Origin of the sequence: Calidithermus chliarophilus DSM 9957 (assembly GCF_000430045.1) — a bacterium.
Lineage (GTDB): Bacteria > Deinococcota > Deinococci > Deinococcales > Thermaceae > Calidithermus > Calidithermus chliarophilus.
On sequence record NZ_KE387023.1, the window covers coordinates 1,883 to 20,606 of the forward strand.

At 70.6% G+C, this 18,724-nt stretch carries 19 protein-coding genes and 1 tRNA gene; 5 read left to right on the plus strand and 15 right to left on the minus strand.

Annotated elements, in window-relative coordinates; genetic code table 11:
• From MEICH_RS0100070 to MEICH_RS0100115, 10 genes are all read right to left on the minus strand, one after another.
• Window positions 1-1,188 (minus strand): lantibiotic dehydratase (locus MEICH_RS0100070; protein ID WP_027890931.1); only part of this gene is annotated, 1,188 nt, incomplete at its 3' end.
• A gap of 10 nt (window positions 1,189-1,198) precedes the next feature.
• On the minus strand, window positions 1,199-2,818 hold the full coding sequence (locus MEICH_RS0100075) for a YcaO-like family protein (protein WP_027890932.1): 1,620 nt from the start codon (window positions 2,816-2,818) through the stop codon (window positions 1,199-1,201).
• A 13-nt stretch (window positions 2,819-2,831) separates the two neighbouring features.
• Complete coding sequence (locus MEICH_RS22780; RefSeq protein WP_051303799.1) at window positions 2,832-4,085, minus strand: MFS transporter; 1,254 nt, start codon at window positions 4,083-4,085, stop codon at window positions 2,832-2,834.
• Window positions 4,086-4,200: 115 nt separating this feature from the next.
• Window positions 4,201-4,371, minus strand: coding sequence for a thiopeptide-type bacteriocin (locus MEICH_RS28265; protein WP_157202525.1), 171 nt, complete (start codon window positions 4,369-4,371; stop codon window positions 4,201-4,203).
• A 142-nt stretch (window positions 4,372-4,513) separates the two neighbouring features.
• Window positions 4,514-4,669, minus strand: coding sequence for a hypothetical protein (locus tag MEICH_RS28270; RefSeq protein ID WP_157202526.1), 156 nt, complete (start codon window positions 4,667-4,669; stop codon window positions 4,514-4,516).
• A 403-nt stretch (window positions 4,670-5,072) separates the two neighbouring features.
• Entirely contained in the window at window positions 5,073-7,004 is a 1,932-nt protein-coding gene (locus MEICH_RS0100095; protein WP_027890933.1) for an AfsR/SARP family transcriptional regulator, read from the minus strand.
• Window positions 7,005-7,060: 56 nt separating this feature from the next.
• Window positions 7,061-7,414 (minus strand): hypothetical protein, encoded by a 354-nt coding sequence (locus MEICH_RS29080; protein ID WP_169730611.1) that lies wholly within the window; start codon window positions 7,412-7,414, stop codon window positions 7,061-7,063.
• A 66-nt stretch (window positions 7,415-7,480) separates the two neighbouring features.
• Window positions 7,481-7,557 (minus strand) — tRNA-Trp (locus MEICH_RS0100105).
• Window positions 7,558-7,644: 87 nt separating this feature from the next.
• Window positions 7,645-8,655 carry a dTDP-glucose 4,6-dehydratase gene (gene rfbB, locus MEICH_RS0100110; RefSeq protein ID WP_036218059.1) on the minus strand — a complete coding sequence of 337 codons (1,011 nt, stop codon included), beginning with the start codon at window positions 8,653-8,655 and terminating at the stop codon, window positions 7,645-7,647.
• A 109-nt stretch (window positions 8,656-8,764) separates the two neighbouring features.
• Window positions 8,765-9,298, minus strand: coding sequence for a dTDP-4-dehydrorhamnose 3,5-epimerase family protein (locus MEICH_RS0100115; protein WP_027890936.1), 534 nt, complete (start codon window positions 9,296-9,298; stop codon window positions 8,765-8,767).
• Between the two features lie 208 nt (window positions 9,299-9,506).
• Here MEICH_RS0100115 and MEICH_RS0100120 point away from each other — a divergent pair, with 208 nt between their 5' ends.
• Complete coding sequence (locus tag MEICH_RS0100120; RefSeq protein WP_027890937.1) at window positions 9,507-10,220, plus strand: M23 family metallopeptidase; 714 nt, start codon at window positions 9,507-9,509, stop codon at window positions 10,218-10,220.
• A gap of 4 nt (window positions 10,221-10,224) precedes the next feature.
• Complete coding sequence (locus MEICH_RS0100125) at window positions 10,225-11,328, plus strand: AI-2E family transporter (protein ID WP_027890938.1); 1,104 nt, start codon at window positions 10,225-10,227, stop codon at window positions 11,326-11,328.
• Between the two features lie 118 nt (window positions 11,329-11,446).
• Here the strand turns inward: MEICH_RS0100125 and MEICH_RS0100130 are convergent, their stop codons facing one another.
• Window positions 11,447-12,406: a MerR family transcriptional regulator gene (locus tag MEICH_RS0100130; protein WP_027890939.1), complete on the minus strand. Its 960-nt coding sequence runs from the start codon at window positions 12,404-12,406 to the stop codon at window positions 11,447-11,449.
• A gap of 48 nt (window positions 12,407-12,454) precedes the next feature.
• Between MEICH_RS0100130 and MEICH_RS22785 the strand changes: the two genes are divergently transcribed.
• Both MEICH_RS22785 and MEICH_RS26700 read left to right on the plus strand, forming a co-directional pair.
• Window positions 12,455-13,222, plus strand: a complete 768-nt coding sequence (locus MEICH_RS22785; RefSeq protein WP_051303800.1) for a hypothetical protein — start codon at window positions 12,455-12,457, stop codon at window positions 13,220-13,222.
• 56 nt (window positions 13,223-13,278) lie between these two features.
• Window positions 13,279-14,181, plus strand: a complete 903-nt coding sequence (locus tag MEICH_RS26700; RefSeq protein WP_051303801.1) for a DUF2268 domain-containing putative Zn-dependent protease — start codon at window positions 13,279-13,281, stop codon at window positions 14,179-14,181.
• A 188-nt stretch (window positions 14,182-14,369) separates the two neighbouring features.
• Here MEICH_RS26700 and tgt read toward each other — a convergent pair whose 3' ends face one another.
• From tgt to MEICH_RS0100160, 4 genes are all read right to left on the minus strand, one after another.
• A complete protein-coding gene (tgt, locus tag MEICH_RS0100145; protein ID WP_027890940.1) occupies window positions 14,370-15,521 on the minus strand; it encodes a tRNA guanosine(34) transglycosylase Tgt in 1,152 nt (383 codons plus the stop codon).
• Between the two features lie 48 nt (window positions 15,522-15,569).
• The gene (locus tag MEICH_RS0100150; RefSeq protein WP_084542104.1) at window positions 15,570-16,469 is read right to left on the minus strand and encodes an EamA family transporter; all 900 of its coding nucleotides are present in this window, start codon (window positions 16,467-16,469) and stop codon (window positions 15,570-15,572) included.
• Between the two features lie 104 nt (window positions 16,470-16,573).
• On the minus strand, window positions 16,574-17,770 hold the full coding sequence (locus MEICH_RS22795; RefSeq protein ID WP_051303802.1) for a hypothetical protein: 1,197 nt from the start codon (window positions 17,768-17,770) through the stop codon (window positions 16,574-16,576).
• Window positions 17,770-18,276, minus strand: coding sequence for a hypothetical protein (locus MEICH_RS0100160; RefSeq protein WP_027890942.1), 507 nt, complete (start codon window positions 18,274-18,276; stop codon window positions 17,770-17,772). Before MEICH_RS0100160 ends, MEICH_RS22795 begins: the two co-directional genes overlap by 1 nt.
• Before the next feature lie 71 nt (window positions 18,277-18,347).
• On the opposite strand from MEICH_RS0100160, the gene crcB reads away from it, so the two are divergent.
• Window positions 18,348-18,722, plus strand: coding sequence for a fluoride efflux transporter CrcB (crcB, locus tag MEICH_RS0100165; protein ID WP_027890943.1), 375 nt, complete (start codon window positions 18,348-18,350; stop codon window positions 18,720-18,722).
• Window positions 18,723-18,724: the final 2 nt, after the last annotated feature.

Here is an 18,724-nt window from a genome sequence, read left to right on the forward strand (position 1 = left end):
GTCGGTCCGGCCGTACTGCCGCAGGCAGGCCCGCAGCCGGCGGAGCTCCTCGGCCCAGCCCCGGGCACGCTCGAGCGGCAGGGCGGTCAGGAAGGCCTCGAGCCGGCCCAGCGGGTCGGGGGTCATGTCGGCGAAGCCCTCGGCGGGGAGCAGCACCTGGCGCTCGAGGAGCTGCTCGACGAAGCCGCGCACCCGCCCGGCCTGGCCCTCCGGCACCCCTAGCCTGTGGCACAGGGCCTGCTCGAGGTCGCCCCTGGCCAGAGGCCCCCCCTTGAGCAGCTCCCCCACGGCCTGCAGCGCCGGGGAGGTGGGCAGTTGCAGCCAGCGGTCGCGGGCTCGGCCCTGCGCGTCGCGCTGGCGTTGCAGCAGCGTCCAGCCGCCGTCGCCGCGGGCCAGGTCGGGGTTGAGGGCCAGGGGGAGGTAGGGCTGCAGGTCGGGGTGGCCCAGCACGTGGCGGTACACCTCCTCGACCAGGGCGCGGTGCAGGTCGACCCGGGCGCAGAAGGCCGCGCCTTGTGGGGCAGCCCCGGCACGCCCCAGCGCGGTGTGGGTGAAGCGGCTCAGCGGGCTGGTCTTGAGAGCGCAACGGCTGAGGTAGACCATCAAGGTGTTCTCGACCTTTCGCCAGGTGCTCGGGGGGCTGGGCGCGGCGGCGAGGTACTGCTGGAGGCTGTCGAGGAAGTCGGGCGCGGTGGCCTCGAGCGCGGCCAGTAGGTCCTCGGAGCGAACCACCGCTTCCTTCAGGCGCTGCTGCACCCGCCCGTACTCCTGCAGGAATTCGTGCTCGAAGCGGGCTTCGAGCCCCTGGAGTTCCTGGCGCGACGCGGCCCAGGCCTGCACGGAGGGCAGGGCGGGGTGGTCTTCGGCCCGCAGCACCGCCAGGTCCCGCTCGGACGGCGCCCGCCCTTCCCGGATGCTCCGCCGCAGGTTGATCAGCGCCAGGCGCAGCTCGCGCCGCTCCCCCGCCTCGGCTACCCGGGCCTCGAGCTCCAGGCCCAGCGTCTCGGCCGAGCGGCGCAGGCGGCCCTCCAGATCGAGGTGGCGGCGGACGAGCTCGGCGCTGTCGAAGCGCAGTTGCTCCAGCACCCCCGCGGGCACGCTCCCGAAGCGGAGCACGGCGAAGTCCGCGGGGCTCCAGCCGGCGGGGCCGGCGCGGCGGGGTGGGGTGAGGGTCGCGGGTAGGGTCATGGGCCTCCTTTCAGGCGAAGGGGTGTGGGGTGAAGAGGGGCTCGAGGTCGGCCCCCGGCGGCAGGCGGCGGCGCAGCCGCGCGCAGGCGTGAACCCGGCGCTGCCGGTGCCCGAAGGCCAGGGGCAGCGCGTCGGGCACCAGGGCCCGCACGCAGCGCAGGCCGTGCCCGCGCAGGGCGGGGGGCGTGAGATCGACGAAGACCACGTCGGGGTGGTGCCGCAGCAGGCGTTCGACCAGCACGACCAGCTTGGCGGTGATGCCGCCGGGCCAGCCCCGGTCGCGGGCCTCCAGGCTCGAGGGCGCGACCGCCTCGCCGGACAGGAAGTCCAGCAGGACAGCGCTTTCGGGGTGGGCGAAGCGGAGGTAGTGGTGCAGCTCGCCCTCCACCGCGCCGGGGTCGTGCAGGCACTGCCGGGCCCGGCCCGGGTCGTAGAGGTCGAAGGTGAGCTGCAGTGAGGTCAGCACCTCGGTCAGGGCCGCCCGGGCCGCCCGCCAGGTCCGGGCGTGGGCCGCGGCCCCGCTGAGGGAGTAGGGGGCGCCGCCGTCGGTGCGGACCAGCAGGGCCCAGACGGTCGGCAGCCCGGCCTCCTGGGTGATGTCGTAAAGCCGCGCCTCGTACCCCAGGCGCGCGGCCCAGTCGAGCTGCACCCCGACCTCGCGCCGGCCCAGGGCCTCGGGGTCGATGCGCCGCGCCGGCGCGCGGGTGTACCAGGTCATCAGAAACGCGTCGCGCTCGAGCACCTCGAACAGCGCGTGCAGCAGCGCCTCCTCCAGGCTGGCCCCCAGCGCCGTCCCGCTAGAGGTCTCGTTCACGAAGCGCGGGCGGCCCGCGTAGCCCAGGAAAGCGTGGGCCGCGGGCACCAGGACAGGCCCCTGCCGGCGGAACGAGTACCCCCACACCCACTCGATGGGCAGGTCTGGGTCGTAGGGCACCAGCCCAGGCACGTGGCGCAGGTCCTCGGGGCGGGGTTGGACCAGGCTGAGGGGGTCGAGGAGCGGGTGCTCACGGCAGAGGCGCGAACAGCTACCCCGGACGACCTCGAGCTGCCCCGTGTCGGTGCTGGCCTTGCGCTCGAGCGCCTCCAGCAGCGCCCCCAGCTCGGCGTCGCGGTAGTTGTTGGCCCGGCCGAAGGTGGGGACGCTGTGTGGGCCCAGGGGGAGGTCGCAGCGGCTCACCGCCGTGCCCCGCACTCCGTCCTCACGCACCACCTCCCCGCGCAGCCAGGCCCTGAGCTCGCCGCCCAGGGGACGGGGCGCGGCCTGGCGGCAGCTCCCGTCCACGTGCTCGGGGCGCGGGGACAGGAAGGGCTCGGGCCCGGCCCCCTCCTCGAGGGGAATGACCTGGAGCTGGCCCTCCAGCAGGTCGAGCCTCAGCCAGGAGCGCGAGGGGTTGCCCGACCACAGCTCGAGCCACGCCCGCGCGAAGGGGTGGCGCCGCTCGAGGTCGGCGAAGGGGGTCGTGGCGGTGGGGTCCCAGCCCGACAGCAGGCCGCGCAGCCGGGCCTGCTCCTCGGCGGTGTGCGTACCGGGCGAGATCCAGAGGTAGCGGGAGCCGGCGGCCGCCAGCCGGCCGCCCGGCTCCGGGCCGAAGGGGCCAGTGCTCCGCTCCAGTTGCCGCACCGCGCTCATCGCTGCCCCCCGGTTAATCGGCGGCGCTCCCGCCCGCCTCCGCCGCCTGGAACACGGGCTCGCCGGCCTGTGCCCCCTGCCCCCGGGCCACCGCCGCCCAGGCGAGCGTCAGGGCGGCGGTCACGGCCGCGGCCCCCGCGAAAACCCAGGGCAGGCTGACCCGGTCGATGAAGCCGGCGAGGGCCAGGAGGGTCAGCGGCATGCCCAGTTGGCCGGTGGCCTCGAGCACGCCGAAGGCGCGCCCTAGCTGGCCGTGCGGGACGAGGGTCTGCAGGAGGTAGGTGTTGGCGAGGGTCACGAGCCCCACGCCCAGGCCGATCCCCGCCGCCGCCACGAGGGCCGGCGCGTAGGAGCCGGCCAGCGCCAGGAGCGTGAACCCCGCCGCCGCCAGGCCGTAGCCCAGCGTCACCGAGCGCCGCGCGTCGAAGCGGGCCCCCAGCCACGTGACCGCCATGCTGCCCAGGAGCATGCCCGTGCTGACGAGCGCGACGAACACCCCGAAGGCCTCAGGGCCGCCGCCCAGGTCGAGCATGTGTTTGGGCATCGCCGAGTTGAGGGGGGCGAAGGCCGCCATGGCGAAGAACCCCAGCAGCGGGATGAGGCGCAGGATCGGCGAAGCCCACAGCGTAACCAGGCCCTCGCGCAGGTCCTGGAAGTAGGTGTTCTCGCCGGCGCGGGCGGGGCGCGGGGGGTTGGAGACCAGCAGCAGGAGCCCGGCCATCAGCAAGAAGGAAGCCGCGTCCAGGAGGATCACGGTGGCGCTGCCCAGCAGCGAAACCAGGAAGCCCCCGGCCACCAGCCCCACCACGGTCGTGGACTGGCTCGCCACACCCATCAGGCCGTTCGCGCGGGCGAGCTGGCCCGCAGGGACCAACTGGGGGAGCCAGGCGCGAAAGGCCGAATTGTAGAAGGTGTTAATCCCCCCTTGGAGCAGGGCCACCGCATACAACACGTCGGGGCTGAGCTCACCCCGGATCGCCAGGTACCACACCCCCAACCCCAGCAGCCCCTTGCACAGATCGCCCAGCAGCAGCGGCGCCTTGAGCGGGACGCGGTCGACCAGGGTGCCCGCGAAGGGGGCCAACAGGCCCGGCAGCATGCCGAGCGCCAGCACCACCCCGGTGGCGGCCACCGAGCCGGTGAGGTCGAGCACCAAGTAGGCCAGGGCGACGGTGCTCAGGGCGCTGCCCAGGTCGGACTGGGCGTTGCCCAGCCATACGATGGTGAAGTCGCGGTTCCAGAGCTTGGATGGGGGGGTCCTTGCCATTGCCTCCTCCTGGTCGGGGCTCGAGCCCGCTCACGTGGGCCCCGAGGAAAGGATCTGTCCCAGCCCTGAGCCCGAGAGCCGAACTGGGACAGATTGACGGGCGTCGAGCAGCCGTTTACTTGGTGATGACGATGGTGCAGGAGAACTTGCCGATGCTGGCTCCGGCCTCCGGCAGGGCGTAGCTGTCGCTCTCGGCCAGCACTTTCACGTCGTTGAGGTCGAGGTCTTCGAGGTTGAAGTCGGCCTGGATGTCTTCGGGCTTGGGGGTGTTCTTGGTATTGTCCATAACCTCCTCCTTCATGTGCCGGGCCCCTGGTGGCTCGGGCCACCCCACTCCGTCGGGGCCTGGCGATTGGCAATCTGGTCGCTGAGCTCCCGGGAACGCTCAGACCAGACCTGAGTGGCACAACCTTCCGGGCTTCCGTCTTCTACCGACCGCCGGGCGCTGGCGCCGATTGGCCGGTGGGGATCGATACCGCGCTGCCAAGGCCGCTGCCGACGTTCGCCGGGTCCGCCAGAGCTTGCGCGAAGAGGGCGAGTGCGAGGAGGGTTAGGGAGACCACGGCTTGCTGCATCTTCTTCATCTCTTCACCTCCGCTGACTTCCGTTCCTTATCTCTGGCCACAGGATAGACGGGCCCCGTATTGCAAACGTATTGATAGACGGCCGCGGCACGAACTGGGCCCGCCCCCTGCCCAGCAACCGGTTTTCAGCCGTCCAGGAGGGCTTATTCCCCGGCACCTGGGTGGGCAGCATGCCCGGAATACGCGGCCAGCCCGGCCGGGCTGGCCGCGACCCTTCCACCCGAGCGGCGCCGGAGGAACCGGGCCCGGCGGCTGCCCCGAGCGCAGGCCCGACGCGGGGGACGGCCTCGAGGCGCTGCGTGGCGGCGGGGGCGACCCGGACCGGCGGTGGGATGGCAGCACGCGGCGGGGGCCACCCCGGACACGGGCAGCCTCCGCCGCAGCCACACCTGCGAGGCGATGCTCAGTTCGATTGGGGCATCAGCCTGCGCACCGCAGGCGGCACTTCTCCCAGTTCGCGGCGGTACCGCTCGCAGATCCGCTCATACTCGAGCCGGGCGGCGATCTCCCCCTCGAGCGAGCGCACCGACTCGATGATGTAGTAGCAGAGGGGTTCGCTGCAGGGGTCGATCTCGAGCAGGCGGCGTCCGAGGGCCAGGCACTCCCGGTACATCCCCTGCTCGAACCACCGCTCGAGGATCTGTAGCCCGATTTTGAGCGCTGACCAAGCCAACTCCTCACGCTCCATTTCCGCCCATTCGCTGCTGGCCGCAGGCAGGAAAGGCCCCCGGTACAGCTCGAAGAGCTCGAGCACAGTCTGGGGCTCGGGCGTGTTGAGGGCGCTTAGCACGTCGTCGGCGTCCCAGGAGAAGTCGAGGTCCTCGAATTGCACCGAGTAGCTGCGGCGGAGCCGGTCGAAAGGGATCGAAAGCCCAGGGACCGCGCCCTCGAGGTCGTAGCGGGTCTGGTGAAAGTAGTTGCGGGCCTGCTTGGGGTCGGCGTCGGGGAACAGGTCGGCCAGGATCCCCTCCAGGCTGTTCCCCGGCTTGCGCAGGAGGTAGGCGAGCACCTCGAGGCTGCGGGAGAGCCCCAGCCGCACGGGTTGACCGTCCAGCAGCAGCCGCGAAGCCCCCAGGCTCACCAGGCGAAGCTGCCGCAGGCCGGGCTTGGCGGCGCTGAGCTTGAGGTACTCCTGGTAGAACCCGGCCGCGTACCGGTCGGGCGCTAGCGAGGCCATGTACTCCAGCAACTCGGGCATGAGCCTGAGCTCGGGGCTGAGCGCCGCGACCGACCTCAGGGCGTGGCAGGCGTCGATGGCCTTGTTCAACACCAGCTCGGCCATCGCGGGGTTCTGCTGCTTCAGGTAGGCGTTGGCCAGGTGCGCCCAGGCCCAACTGGCCTCGCGGTAGAAGTGCCCACGCTCGAACTGTTCCGCCACTTCGGCCAGCTTCGCCGCTCCCTCCGCCCCGGCCAAGACCCCCTCCCGCAACGAGAGCATGAGAGCGGCCCGCTCGGAGGAGACCCGGCCCCGGGCCTTGGCGAGGTACTTGCGGGCCTGGGCGGTGTCGCCGTCGGCGGTGTAAAGGCTGACGAGGGAGAGGTCGGCGTAGCTCTCGAAGTCCCGCTGCGAGTAGTGCTCGGCCCGCTCGGCACAGCGGCAGAACAGTTCCTTGGCGCTGGCGCGGTCCCCCAGCGCCTTGGCCAGCAGCGCGCGGTCGTACAAGTAGCCCAGCTCGACCACGGGGGGCCTGCTGGCGGCGGCCTCGATGGCCGCCAGGTCGGCGGCGGCCTGGTCGTAGCGGCCCAGGTAGATCAGGCTCAGCGCCCGGCTGGAGAGCACCATCAGGCGGCGGGCCGGTGAGGCGTTGCTCAGCGCGCTGTCGAAGCACTCCGTGGCCTGGTGCTCGAAGCCCTTGAGGGAGTAGAGGAAGCCCAGCGCGTGCAGGATCGGCGGCTTCAGGGCTTCCGCGAGGGGGGTGCGGAACGTGTTACCCCAAGCCTCCTCGAGGTGCTCGATGGCGTCCTCGAGCCTCCCCGTCTCGTAGAGCAGCATGCCCTTCTCCCGGAAGAACAGGCACTTGTCGAAGTCCGAGAGCGCGGTGGGGTCGAGGCCCTGGAGGGCCTTGTGGGCGAGCCGGAAATCCCCCAGGCTCCGGGCCACGGTCGACAGTTCGATCCCCGCCTCGGGGCACCCGCGTGCCCAGGCCCGCAGCAGCAGGTTCTTCGCCCGGCCAGCCTCTCCCAGGTTGAGCAGGGCCGTGCCCGCGAACCGGTCCTCCAGCGGCGTGGGGTTCTCGAGGCCCTGGTAGAGCCTCCACGCCGAATCACTGTCCCCGGCCAGCAAACGCTCGAGCAATCGGTTTGCGCCGATGTTGGTGTGGTCCCGGCTGTCCATATAGACCCACCCGCTCACCCAATTGACCGCCTGCGCGTACCGCTTATCTACTATGTTTAGCAAATAAGTGGGCGCCGGGCAAGCGAGGGGCGGGGCACAACGGCCGGATCGCACCGCAGGAACTTCTGCCACCGCACGCGAATATGGCTCGGGGCACGCCTGCAGTCCCAGGGCCTCGAGGTCTTCTCGGTACCGGCGCATGCCGGCGCGTAGCGGGAAAAGGCTACGGACGACGTTTTTCTCAAAGCGAACTCGAGGTCGCGCACGTCCATCCAGCACCAGCCCAATCCATCGATGCGCCGGAGCACGAACACGCCCCCGCCTGCCCACAGGAATTCCACCCCGGCCTCGAGCAGGCGGTCGAGGGGATAGACGCTCTTGGAGTAGGGCTGGGTTTCTACCTCGAGCATGAAGCCCTCCTGTTTGAGAGACCCGGTGAGGAGGGCTTGCGCTGCCAAGTTCAATTTTTGCGATGCTGGCGGGCCGTGAAGGATTCGAACCTCCGACACCTCGTTTTGGAGACGAGTGCTCTACCGGGCTGAGCTAACGGCCCCCGCGAGCAAAGGGGATTGTAGCACAGGGTCAGGGAGCGGGCAAGCCGAACCCCCGCCGGGGCGGGGGCTCTAGACTTGGGCGCACTTCAGCGCTTGGCGTACCAGGCCTGCATCAGCTCCTGGTGCTCCTTCTTCTCGCGCACCCGCCGCCACCAGCCCTCGTTGGCCTCGAACCAGCGCACCGTCTCGGCGAGGCCCTCGGGGAAGCGGTACTTGCGCACCCAGCCCAGCGCCTCGGCCTTGGAGGGGTCCACGGAGTAGCGGTAGTCGTGGCCGGGGCGGTCCTCGACGAACTTGATGAGGCTGTGGGGCTTGCCCAGGGCCTCGAGCACCCGCTCGGCGACCTCGGTGCCGGGGATCTGCTCGCGGGCGCCGAGGTTGTAGGCCTCGCCGCTGTTGCCGCGGTGGAGCACCAAGTCGATGCCGGCGGCGTGGTCGTAGGCGTGCATGTAGTCGCGCAGGGCCTGGCCCTGGCCGTAGACCGGCAGGGGCTTGTCTTCGAGCGCGTTGGTGATGAACAGCGGGATGATCTTCTCGGGGTACTGGTAGGGGCCGTAGGTGTTGGAGCCGCGCGTGACCACCACGTCGAGCTTGTAGCTGATGCCGTAGCTGAACACCAGGTGCTCGGCCCCCGCCTTGCTGGCGGCGTAGGGGCTGCGCGGGCGGAAGGGGTCGGTCTCGAGCGAGTGCCCCTCCACGCCCCACAAGTCGCCGTAGACCTCGTCGGTGGAGACGTGCAGGAAGCGCTCGAGGCCCTGCCGGCGGGCCTGCTCGAGCAGCACCAGCGTGCCCTCGACGTTGGTCTTGACGAAGGGGCGGGGGTCGAGGAGGGAGCGGTCGACGTGGCTCTCGGCGGCGAAGTTGAGCACCGCGTCGGCGCCGTCCATGGCCCGCCTCACGTCGTCGGGGTCGGCGATGTCGCCCTGGATGAAGGTGATGCGGCCGCGGACGGGCTCGAGGTTCTCCAGGTTGCCCGCGTAGGTGAGCTTGTCGAGCACCACGATCTCCCACTCGGGGTGCTTCTCGACCGCGTAGTGCACGTAATTCGAACCGATGAATCCGGCCCCGCCCGTAACCAGCACTCGTTTGAACGCCATTGCAATACCTCCCTGATCCTATGCCGATAGCCCGTAGCCGGTAGCTGACGGCCGCAGCAGGCACGACGACCCGGAGCGGCCCGCGGGCGATTCCGCGGGGGGCCTCATGCTAGCCACGGTCCTCTTCCCATAGCTCCGCCCCGAAGTGGTCCCAGGGCAGGCGGCCCTCGTTGGGGTCGGCGGGGTCGAACTGGCTGTTCATCGCGTACAGCAGCAGCGCGCCCCGGCTGCCGGCCTTATAGCCGTGGGCCACGCCGGTGGGGACGTGCAGCAGCCCCGGCGCCTCGCCCGAGAGCACCTGCTTGCGGCGGGCCCCCTGGGTGCGCGAGCCCTCGCGCACGTCCACCAGCCACACCAGAAGCTCGCCCTCGAGCACGCACCACAGCTCGTCCTGGGTGCGCTTGGGGTGGAGGTGGAAGGCGTTGACGCGGCCCGGCACCGCCCACGACAGCGAGATCTGCGCGGCCTCGAAGGCGGCGGGTAGGCCCTCGACCTTCCCCCCCTGCAGCCGCAGGTACTCCATGAAGCTCCCCTCCAGCGAGCGGTGCTTGCGCAGGGGCTGGTAAAAGACCCCTTCGATCTCGGGCTGGGGGTCGTAGCGCTGGAAGCGCAAAGCCGTCCGGACGGCGGGCTCGAGTTCCATCCCGAAGATTTTAGCCCATCGAGCACGCGCGTTCTGCAGCCGCGGCGTTATCCCCGACGTTATTCCCGGCAAACCCCCCGCCCCTCGCCCCGGCTCCAGGGGCCGGACGCCCTGTCGCTCTGCCCCGCCCACCCATTACGCCGCGGCGTTACATCCCGCCCGCCCACCTCGCCTTTATGTCCCCGGCGGGGTGCGGTAAGTTAAGCCCATGCGGATCAAGCCGGGCTGGGTGGTGCTGGCCCTGGTCACGCTCTACGCCCTGGTGGTCACCGTCGCCTCCAACCAGAACCGGCGGCAGCTTGCGGCGCTGCGGGAGGAGATGCGGGGCCTCGAGGCCCGGCTGGTGCAGGGGCCCGAGGGTTTCGCCTTCCCCCTGCCCGGCGCCTGCCTGCCCAAGGACCAGGACAACTGGCCGGGCGCGCCCCGCGCGTACCGCAAGGGCCAGAACCCCGGCTTCGTCTTCGTGAACGGGGAGTCCTGCGTGCCGGTGGTCTACGGCATGGGGGTGGTGGCCGCGGGGAGCGGCGAGGTGATCAAGGCCGAGACCGCCTACAAGGAGAACACCCCCGCCGAGTTCGCGGCGCTGCTCGAGGCGGTGGCGAACGGGGCCAGCCCCGCCCAGATGGACCGCCTGCGCGGGCGCGAGGTGTGGATCCGCCACGCCGACGGCCTGGTCACGGTGTACGCCCACCTCTCGGAGATCGCGCCGGGGGTGCGGGTGGGGGCGAAGGTCAAGAAGGGCGACCTCATCGGCAAGGTGGGCAACTCCGGGACCTTGGCCGCCGTCCAGAAGAGCCGCGCCAATGCCCGCCTGCTCTTCGAGTTGTGGGACGGCGAGCCCGACAAGGACAAGTTCTTCGGGCAGGACATGCGCCGCGAAGCCCTCCCCGCGCAGGCAAAGGTGAGGTTTGGCTTAGAATAGCCCCGTGATTCAGACCTTCCGGCAGGTGTGGAGCAACCCGTGGCTGCGGGTCGCGGTTTACGTCCTCCTGATCATCGTGCTTTTCCAGACCCTGGGCCGCGTCCAGAGCGCCGTAACCACGCTGGTGCTCGCGTTCGTGTTCTCCTACCTGACCAGCCCCATCGTGCGCTGGTTCGAGCGCCGGAGGCTGCCCCGCTTCATCGGGGTGATCGCGGTGTACGTGGGGCTCGGGCTGTTCCTGGCGCTGGCCTCGGTGCTGCTGGCCGACATGGTGACGCAGCTCAGCGCCTTCGCCTCCAACCTGCCCGCCGTCCTGACCCCCTTCTTCAACTGGGTGGGCGGCCTGCCCGAGCAGATCGGGCGGATCCAGCTCCCGCCGGCCCTCGAGCTGGCCCTGCAACAGGCCTCGAGCTCGCTGCAGAGCCTGCTCGAGGGCTTCACCCAGACCCTCTTGAACGCCCTGCGGGCCCTGCTGTCGCAGGGGGGCAACATCATCGGCTTCATCGTCTCGCTGCTGGGCGGGGTGTTCCAGCTTTTCACCGCGCTCACCATCTCCATCTACCTGCTCTACGACCTGCCCAAGATCGGGCAGACCCTGCTCAAGGCCATCCCCCTCCCCTACCAGCCCTTGACGCTCGAGATCGCCGGCAAGCTCGACCGCGCGGTGGGCGGCTACGTGCGCGGCCAGATCCTGGTGGCGCTGTGCGTGGGGACGGTGGTGGGCCTGGGGCTGTGGATCGTGGGCATCCCGCTCGCCGCGAGCCTGGGCTTCCTGGCCTTCATCTTCAACTTCATCCCCTTCGTGGGGATCATCATCTCCTCGGTCCCGGCCCTCCTGCTGGCCCTGACCCAGAACCCGCCGCTGCTGAAGATGCTGCTCACCGTCCTGGTGCTGTGGATCGCCAACCAGCTCGAGGGCAACCTCTTCGGCCCGCAGATCGTGGGCAAGGCGGTCAACATCCACCCCGTGACCGCCATCGCGGCCATCCTCATTTTCGCCAGCCTCTTCGGCATCCCCGGGGCGCTGCTGGCGGTGCCTACGGTGGCGTTCGTGAAGATCCTGTTCACGGATTATTACCTGAACAGCCGGTTTTATCGGGAGGGGTAGGGGGCGATAGCCGATAGTCGATAGCTGATAGCCAAACGCAAAACGCGAAACGCGGGTCGTACGTCCTACGTCGTACGCCTTGGCCCTCGGCCCTCGGCCCTCGACAAGGGGCCTGCCACTAGCCGCCAGCCCCCTGTTTCCTACCAACGGCGGCGCTCGAGTGCAACCCCTCGAGCAGCCAGTCCATGGCCTGGGCCAGGGGTGGGGGCTGGTGCTGCCAGCCCTTGAGCACGGCGATGAGCTGCCAGTAGCGGTGCATGCGGGGGTCGGTGGTGGCCTCGAGCTGCTCGAGCAGCCAGCGGGCGAAGCCGGGTTCGGCGGTGCGGCCTAAGGCCTGGGCGAGGGCGGTCAGCCAGCCCTGGACCACTTGCTGACCCCGGGGGCTCTGTGGGGAGTGGCCCTGCTCGATGGCCTCGAGCGCGGCCTGCAGCCAGGGCTCGCTGGCCTTCTGCCAATGGGCCCAGCCTGCGCCCGAGGCGTCGAGGTGGTCGGCGAAGCGGGCCTGGTTTTCCAGCACCTTCAAGAAGGCGGGGTCGGAGGCGATCTCGGCGAGCTCGAGCCAGGCCTCGAGCTCGGCCTCGCCGAGCTCTTCGGGCAGCTCGAGCACGGCGGCGCGCCAGATCTCGGGGTCGCCGCGCCGGCCGCCCATGCCGCGCTGGAGGTGCCGGGCCAGGAAGTCCTCGCGCTCGAGCCGGTCGAGCCGGGCCAGGGCGTGCATGCGGTTGAGGCGGGAGAGCAGGGCAGGCTCGTCGCCGCCGAGCACGGCCCGCAGCACGGTCTGCTGGCGCTTGAGGGAGCGGATCTGGACCTCCAGCGCCTCGACCTGGAGCCGCACCGCGTCGGCGGGGGAGAGCTCGCCGGCGAGCAGGCGGGCGATGGTCTCGAGGTCGAAGCCCACGCCGCGCAAGGTGCGCACGAGCTCGAGGCGCGCGCAGTCGGCGTCGGAGTAGAGCCGGTAGCCGGCCTCCGTGACCGACGACGGCGGCAACACGCCGATGTCGGAGTAGTAGCGGATGGTCTGCACGGGCAACCCGCTGAGCTTGGCGACCTCGCCGATGGTGTACAGGCCCCGCTGCATCTTGACCCTCCAGTCACTACAGAGTTTAGCCTGAACGCGGTGAGCGGTATGCCCTTCGAGTACGTCCCCCTGCTGCATGTCCAGCGCGAGATCTACGCGGTCCCGCGCGGCATGGGGCGCTTCAGGAAGTACCTCCAGACCATGGTCAACCCCGCGGGCGACGACGTGGCGCTGCCGCCCCTGGCGGCCATCAACCCCATGGGCAAGGAGCACGTCGCCGCCTACGTGGACGCGCTGCTCGAGCTGGGCGCGGAGGCGCTGGCCGCGCAGGCCACCGAGGACGCGAACCGGCGGCTCGGCCTGGAACCCGCCCTCAAGGTCTCACTGGCCGTTCTCGACGACCTCAAGGGCGGCTGGACCGACCGCTCTGCCTACGAGCTGGGCTTCCTGACCTCCGACCCCCGGGCCCTGCTCAAGCGCCCCTGGCTCGCCCTCCCCTGCTGGACCTCCGAGGCGCCCTCGAGGGCCTACGTGCGCCGGGCGACCCTGAGCACGCTGTACCGCTACGCCCACCTGCTGCAGCGCGGGAAGCCGCGCACCCTGGGGCAGCTTCTGTGGGCCGAAGGCCACGCCCTGGCCTTCGCCGGGGTGCAGCCCTGGCTCGAGGAGGAGGAACTGGCCTACACCCGCGCGGTCGTCGCACCGTACCGCGACTCGGGCCGCTACCCCACCCTGTTCGCCTGCCTCTTCGGGGACGAGGCCGCCAAGGCTTCGGGCCACGCGCCCCTGGGACTCTCCCCCCGGGCCGGGTTCGGCCTGGCGCTGGCGGAGGCGCTCGAGTCGGGCCTGACCCCCGAGGCGGCCTTGACTCTCTAGCCGCTGGAGACCCTACCCTATCTCCCCGTGGGCCCACAGGCCCGGAGGAGGACGCCATGCAGATCATTCCCATCGACGGGCTGAGCCGCCAGCGCGCGGCGTTGGAGGCCCCGCCTGAGCGGCGGCTCGAGGTGTTCCGCGAGGCCATGGAGGAGCTGGGCCCGTTCTGGAAGCCATTCGCCCAACGCATGCCCGCGGCCGGGCCCTCGAGCGACCCCGCCCTCGCCGCCGCCCAGGCGTTCGGCTTCTACAACCCCACCGAGGACGTGGAGGCCGGGCTGCGGGCCCTGGACGCCTTCGAGCAGGCCGGGACCTGGCAAGCCTGCGTGCGGGCCACCCAGGACGCCCTGGCCCGGCTCGACCCGGCAGCGCACGGGCTCGAGCCGGCCCCCGTCCGCTTCACCCTGCTGCTGGGCAGCCCCCGCGTCCTGCGGCCCGAGTACGGGGCCTACACCGGCTTCCAGGCCCCCGGGATGGCCCTGGTGATGGGCTGGCCCAACCCCACCAGCCTGCCCCGCCTGCCCGTTGCCGCCGCCCACGAGCTCAACCACATCGTGCGCTTCCAGCACGAGCCCTGGACCCCCGAGACCACCGTGGGCCAGTACATGGTGGCCGAGGGGCTGGCCGAGGCCTTCGGGGTGGAGGTGGCGGGCGACGAAAGCCTGGTGGGGCCCTACTCCACGGCGCTCAGCGCACAGCAGCTCGAGGCCCTCAAGCCCCGCTTCGCCGAGGCGCTCGAGGCCACCGGCTTCGACACCCTGCGCGGCTACGTCTTCGGCGACTGGGCCGCCGAACAGTTCGGCTACCCCAAGCAGGGCATCCCCGACTACGCCGGCTACACCTTCGGCTACGCGGTGGTGCGGGCCTTCTTGGGGCGCACCGGCGCGAGCGCGGCCGAGGCCACGTACCTCCCCTGGCGGCAGGTCGTGGAGGAGTCGCGGTTTTTCGCGCGTCGGTAGCGAATGCTAAACGCCGATAGCTGATAGCCGAACGCCAGACGCTAGACGCGGGTCGTACGTCCTACGTCGTACGCCGAACGCCAAACGCCAAACGAAAGACGCAAAACGCAAGACGCCTTGGCCCTGGGCCCTCGACCCTTGACCAGCTATCAGCTATCGACTATCGACCATCGACCATCGACACCCCCCTACCAATGCCCGCCCTCCTCGAGCGCTCCCCGGAACCACCCCGGCACCTCGCCGCCGAAGCGCCGACGGGCGAAGTCGCGGGCGAAGTCGCCGTAGCGGCCCTCGCGGATGGCGGCGCGGGCCTGCTCCATCAGGCGGTGCAGGTAGCGCAGGTTGTGCAGCGAGAGCATGCGCAGGCCCAGCATCTCGTCGGCGCGCACCAGGTGGGCGAGGTAGGCGCGGCTGAAGTGGCGGCAGGCGTAGCAGTCGCACTCGGGGTCGATGGGGCTGGGGTCATCGAGGTGGCGGGTGAGCTTGAGGTTGAGCCGCCCCTCGGGGAGGAGGGCGTAGCCGAAGCGCCCGGTGCGGGTGGGGTACACGCAGTCGAACATGTCCACGCCCAGGGCCACCGAGGCCACCAGGTCTTCGGGGTGGCCCACGCCCATCAGGTAGCGGGGCTTGTGCTCGGGGAGGAGCCGGGTGGAGAGCCCGACGGCCGGGTACATGCCCTCCTTGGGCTCGCCCACCGCCAGCCCGCCGATGGCGAAGCCGGGGGTGTCGAAGGGCACGGTGGCCTCGGCGCTCACGCGGCGCAGCTCGAGGTCCACCCCTCCTTGGGCGATGGCGAAGAGGGCCTGATCCGGGCGGGTCTTGGCCCCCAGGCAGCGCTCGAGCCAGCGCAGGGTGCGCTCGATGGACTCCTTGAGGTACTCGCGGGTGGCCGGGTAGGGCGGGCACTCGTCGAAGGCCATGATGACGTCGGCGCCCAGCGCCTCCTGCGTGGCGACGCTCTTCTCGGGGGTGAGCTCGATGAGGTCGCCGTTGATGTGGCTCTGGAACATCACCCCCTCCTCGCTGATGCGGCGCATGTGGCCCAGGCTCATCACCTGGAAGCCGCCGGAGTCGGTGAGCCAGGGGCCGGGGTAGGCGGCGAAGCCGTGCAGGCCGCCCAGCGCCCGCACCCGCTCGGGGCCGGGGCGCAGCAGCAGGTGGTAGGTGTTGCCCAAAACGACCTGGCTGCCGATGTCGCGCAGCTCCTGCGGGCTGATCCCCTTCACGCTGCCCAGGGTGCCCACCGGCATGAACAGCGGGGTCTGCACCGGGCCGTGGGGCGTTTCGAACACGCCGGTGCGGGCGCGGCCGGCTCGAGCGGTGATCGCGAAGGAAAACACAGGCTATTGTATGAGGCTCCAGCAGAGCGGACAAACCCGCCCAGGGGTTCAGCGGCCCGCCAGGTAAACCCCCAGCAACACCAGGCCAGCCCCGCCCGCCAGCGGCAGCGTGAGGACTTCCCCCAGCACGACGGTGCCCAGCAGGGCCGCCGCGGCAGGCATGACATAGGTGGGCAGTGAGGAAACCGTAGCCCCGTAGCGGCGCACCATGTAGAAGACCAGCAGGATGGCCAGGCTCGAGCCAACCAACCCGGTGTAGACGACCGCGAACCAGCCCCACCCGCTGACGCCCCCCGGCTCGAGGCCCCCTCCCAGGCTCAGCGGGGCCACCAGCAAAAGCCCGATCACCGTCTGCAGGGCGCTCACGGTCATGGGGTCGGTCCCCCGCAGGCGCAGCCGGGTGTAAACCACGGAAACCGCGACGGAAAGCGCCCCTGCCAGGCCCAGCAACTGTCCGCGCAGGTCGAAGCCGCTCCTGTCCGCGAGCCCGTTGGTGCTCGTGCCCAGCAGGAGCAGCACCCCGCCGAAAGCCAGGAACAACCCGGCCAGCTTGTTCGGCGTAAGCCGCTCACCCGGCAGCAACCAGTGGGCCAGGGCCGCGGTGAACAGGGGAGCCAGGGTGATGAATACGGTCAGCACGGCGCTCGAGATGAACTGCAAGGCCAGGGTGAAGGCCACCACCGGGAAAGCCGCGTTGGTCAGGCCCACGAAGGCCAGATCGGCCCAGGTGCGCCCATTGCGCGGCACCGAACGCCGCAGGATCGCCAGGATCAGGACGAAGGCCAGCGCAGCGACGAGGAGCCGCAGCCCCACGAAAGGCAGCGGCGGGATCTCGCGGATTCCCAGGCGGTTGACCACGACCGAGCTCCCGAAGGCCACTCCCGTCAAGACGATGAGGCCAACCTTTACCCAACCCGGCCTCAGCGTAGGGGTTCCCATACCCGCCATGCTAAACCCTCCTCGAGATCCGCCCTATCCCGAGCCTTGACTGGCTCGAGAGGGTCAGGACTCGGTGGAAGGATAGCCCCAACCTGATAACGCAGCGGTAACGATTACTGGCTTGCGCTGCTCGCGGGGGTGCAGCCGCCGGTGGTGCAGCTAAAGTCCTTGCCCTCGTCGTAGGTGAGGGCGCTGGTGCCGAGCTCGAGGCCCTTCCCCAGCACCTTGAACCCGGCCGAGACCGCGCCGCTGGCCCCCAGGCCCGCCCGCACGGTGGCGGTGGCCGGGGCCGGCTTGAAGGTCATGCCCACGTAGGGCTTGGCCTCGAGGGTGGGCCCCGCCACCCCGTAGAGCTTCACGTCCAGCACCATCTTGGCGTAAAGCTGGCCGTTGCCGTTGCTGGGCACGGTGTAGCTGAAGGAGGGGTTGAGGTTGAAGCTGGGCGGCGTCCACACCCCCACCCACTTCTTCTCGGCGTCGCGGTCGTACTTCACCCCGGCGTTGACGCTGAGCGTGGGCTGGATGCCGGCCTGGATGGTCACCTGGTTGTCGGCCCCGCCGGAAGCCCCCACCACCAGGCGCGGCGTGACCACCACCACCACCGGCACCGCCCCCACCAGGAAGGCCTGGCGCAAGGGGGCGAACTGCGCGATCTGCTTCTCGGTGCCCGCCCCCAGGCTGAACTTCTTGTCGGCCACGATCTTGGCCTGGAGCGAGGCGGTGAGGCTCCCGGCGAGCGCGGCCTCGAAAACGTCCACGCTGGGCACGCCGCTGCCGGCGGCCTTGTTGATGACCAACCGGAACTTCGGGCTGAGCTTCTGCTGCACGAAGCCGTTGAGGGTCACGGTCACCCCCTGCACCGGCTGGAAGCTCACGTTGCTGATGTTGATCTTCCCGGTCACGTCCTGCACGCTCACGCCGGGCAGCGCCTGCACCAGGCTGTCCTGCCCGATCTGCAGGTCGCCGAAGTCCAGGCTGGCGTCGCCCGCGGCCACGGCCTCCTCGAGGCTGGCCTCCTCGGTCTTGAGGTAGACCTTGCGCACGATCTGGGCGCCCACCTGCCGCGACTCGATGGTGGTCGCCTCGGTGATGCGGCGCACCAGCCCGTCGCCCTCGTCGCTGATGACGACTTGGCCGCTCTTCAGCTCCTTGTCGGTCTGCACGTACATCTCGCTGGCGGCCACCGAGTCCACCTCGGCCTCGGGGAGCACCACCGCGTTGGGGTCGAGACTGAAGCCGCCCGGCTCGGCCGGGGTGCAGCCGGCGAGCAGGGCCAGCAGGGCTACCGTGCCGATCAGGAATCTGTGCATCACTGCACCGCCTCGAGGGTGGTCTCCGCCACGTCGCGCACGGCGGCCTGGCTGAGGTAGGCCTGGGTCTGTTGGTCGAGCTCTTCAGGGCTGAGCTTGCCGCGGAAGAGGTTCGGCGCCGAGACGGGCACGTCGGTGAAGAGCAGGCGGAAGCGCGAGGTCCCGGTAGGCGGCAGCACCAGGTAGGTGGCCTGCCCCTGAGCGGTGACGTCGGTCTTGAGGGGGAAGGTATGGGCGCCCGCCTCGAGCCGCACGTTGCGCTCGAGCACCACCGTGGTGGTGTCGGGGTCGACGGTGATCAGGGTGACGTAGCCCGGCCGGCTCAGGGTGAAGCCGAAGAAGGCCCGCTCGCGCAGCTTGTACTTCCCGCCCGCGCCGCGGTCGGGGGCGAAGCCGCTGATGACGGGCTGCAAGCCCCACTCGGCCCGCTGGGCGTCGCTCACGCCCAGCCTCGGGGCGCAGCCCGCGAGAACCGCCGCCAGGATCAGTACGCTGAAAAACCTCATCGCCAGAGTTTACCAGCGGGGGCGCGAAACCCGGCTTAAGCTGGCGTTGAGCTTGTTGCTATACTCCGCCCATGAAGTTGCTGCTGGTGATGCTGGGCGGGGCGCTGGGCTCGGCCCTGCGCTACGGCCTGGGGGCCTGGGTCCAGGCTTGGGCCGGGCCCGGCTTCCCCTGGAGCACCTTCCTCGTCAACACGAGCGGCAGCTTCCTCATCGGCGTGGTGTTGCGGCTGAGCCTGGAGGGCGGCCTCTCCGCCGAGGCGCGGCTGTTCCTGGCGGTGGGGCTCCTGGGCGGCTACACCACCTTCTCCACCTTTAGCTGGGAGACCCTGACCCTGCTGCAGGGCGGCGAGTGGCTGCGGGCTTGGGGCTACGTCTTGGGCAGCGTCCTGCTGGGCTTCGCGGCGGTGCTGGCGGGGTACTGGCTGGGCGGCCGGCTGGGGGGTTGAGC

Excerpts from the sequence above, each read along its gene's own strand:
- MEICH_RS0100075 (WP_027890932.1), bottom strand. The coding sequence starts at position 2,818 with ATGAGCGCGGTGCGGCAACTGGAGCGGAGCACTGGCCCCTTCGGCCCG.
- MEICH_RS22780 (WP_051303799.1), bottom strand. The coding sequence starts at position 4,085 with ATGGCAAGGACCCCCCCATCCAAGCTCTGGAACCGCGACTTCACCATC.
- MEICH_RS28265 (WP_157202525.1), bottom strand. The coding sequence starts at position 4,371 with ATGGACAATACCAAGAACACCCCCAAGCCCGAAGACATCCAGGCCGAC.
- MEICH_RS28270 (WP_157202526.1), bottom strand. The coding sequence starts at position 4,669 with ATGAAGAAGATGCAGCAAGCCGTGGTCTCCCTAACCCTCCTCGCACTC.
- MEICH_RS0100095 (WP_027890933.1), bottom strand. The coding sequence starts at position 7,004 with ATGGACAGCCGGGACCACACCAACATCGGCGCAAACCGATTGCTCGAG.
- MEICH_RS29080 (WP_169730611.1), bottom strand. The coding sequence starts at position 7,414 with ATGCTCGAGGTAGAAACCCAGCCCTACTCCAAGAGCGTCTATCCCCTC.
- rfbB (WP_036218059.1), bottom strand. The coding sequence starts at position 8,655 with ATGGCGTTCAAACGAGTGCTGGTTACGGGCGGGGCCGGATTCATCGGT.
- MEICH_RS0100115 (WP_027890936.1), bottom strand. The coding sequence starts at position 9,298 with ATGGAACTCGAGCCCGCCGTCCGGACGGCTTTGCGCTTCCAGCGCTAC.
- MEICH_RS0100120 (WP_027890937.1), top strand. The coding sequence starts at position 9,507 with ATGCGGATCAAGCCGGGCTGGGTGGTGCTGGCCCTGGTCACGCTCTAC.
- MEICH_RS0100130 (WP_027890939.1), bottom strand. The coding sequence starts at position 12,406 with ATGCAGCGGGGCCTGTACACCATCGGCGAGGTCGCCAAGCTCAGCGGG.
- MEICH_RS22785 (WP_051303800.1), top strand. The coding sequence starts at position 12,455 with ATGCCCTTCGAGTACGTCCCCCTGCTGCATGTCCAGCGCGAGATCTAC.
- MEICH_RS26700 (WP_051303801.1), top strand. The coding sequence starts at position 13,279 with ATGCAGATCATTCCCATCGACGGGCTGAGCCGCCAGCGCGCGGCGTTG.
- MEICH_RS0100150 (WP_084542104.1), bottom strand. The coding sequence starts at position 16,469 with ATGGCGGGTATGGGAACCCCTACGCTGAGGCCGGGTTGGGTAAAGGTT.
- MEICH_RS22795 (WP_051303802.1), bottom strand. The coding sequence starts at position 17,770 with ATGCACAGATTCCTGATCGGCACGGTAGCCCTGCTGGCCCTGCTCGCC.
- MEICH_RS0100160 (WP_027890942.1), bottom strand. The coding sequence starts at position 18,276 with ATGAGGTTTTTCAGCGTACTGATCCTGGCGGCGGTTCTCGCGGGCTGC.
- crcB (WP_027890943.1), top strand. The coding sequence starts at position 18,348 with ATGAAGTTGCTGCTGGTGATGCTGGGCGGGGCGCTGGGCTCGGCCCTG.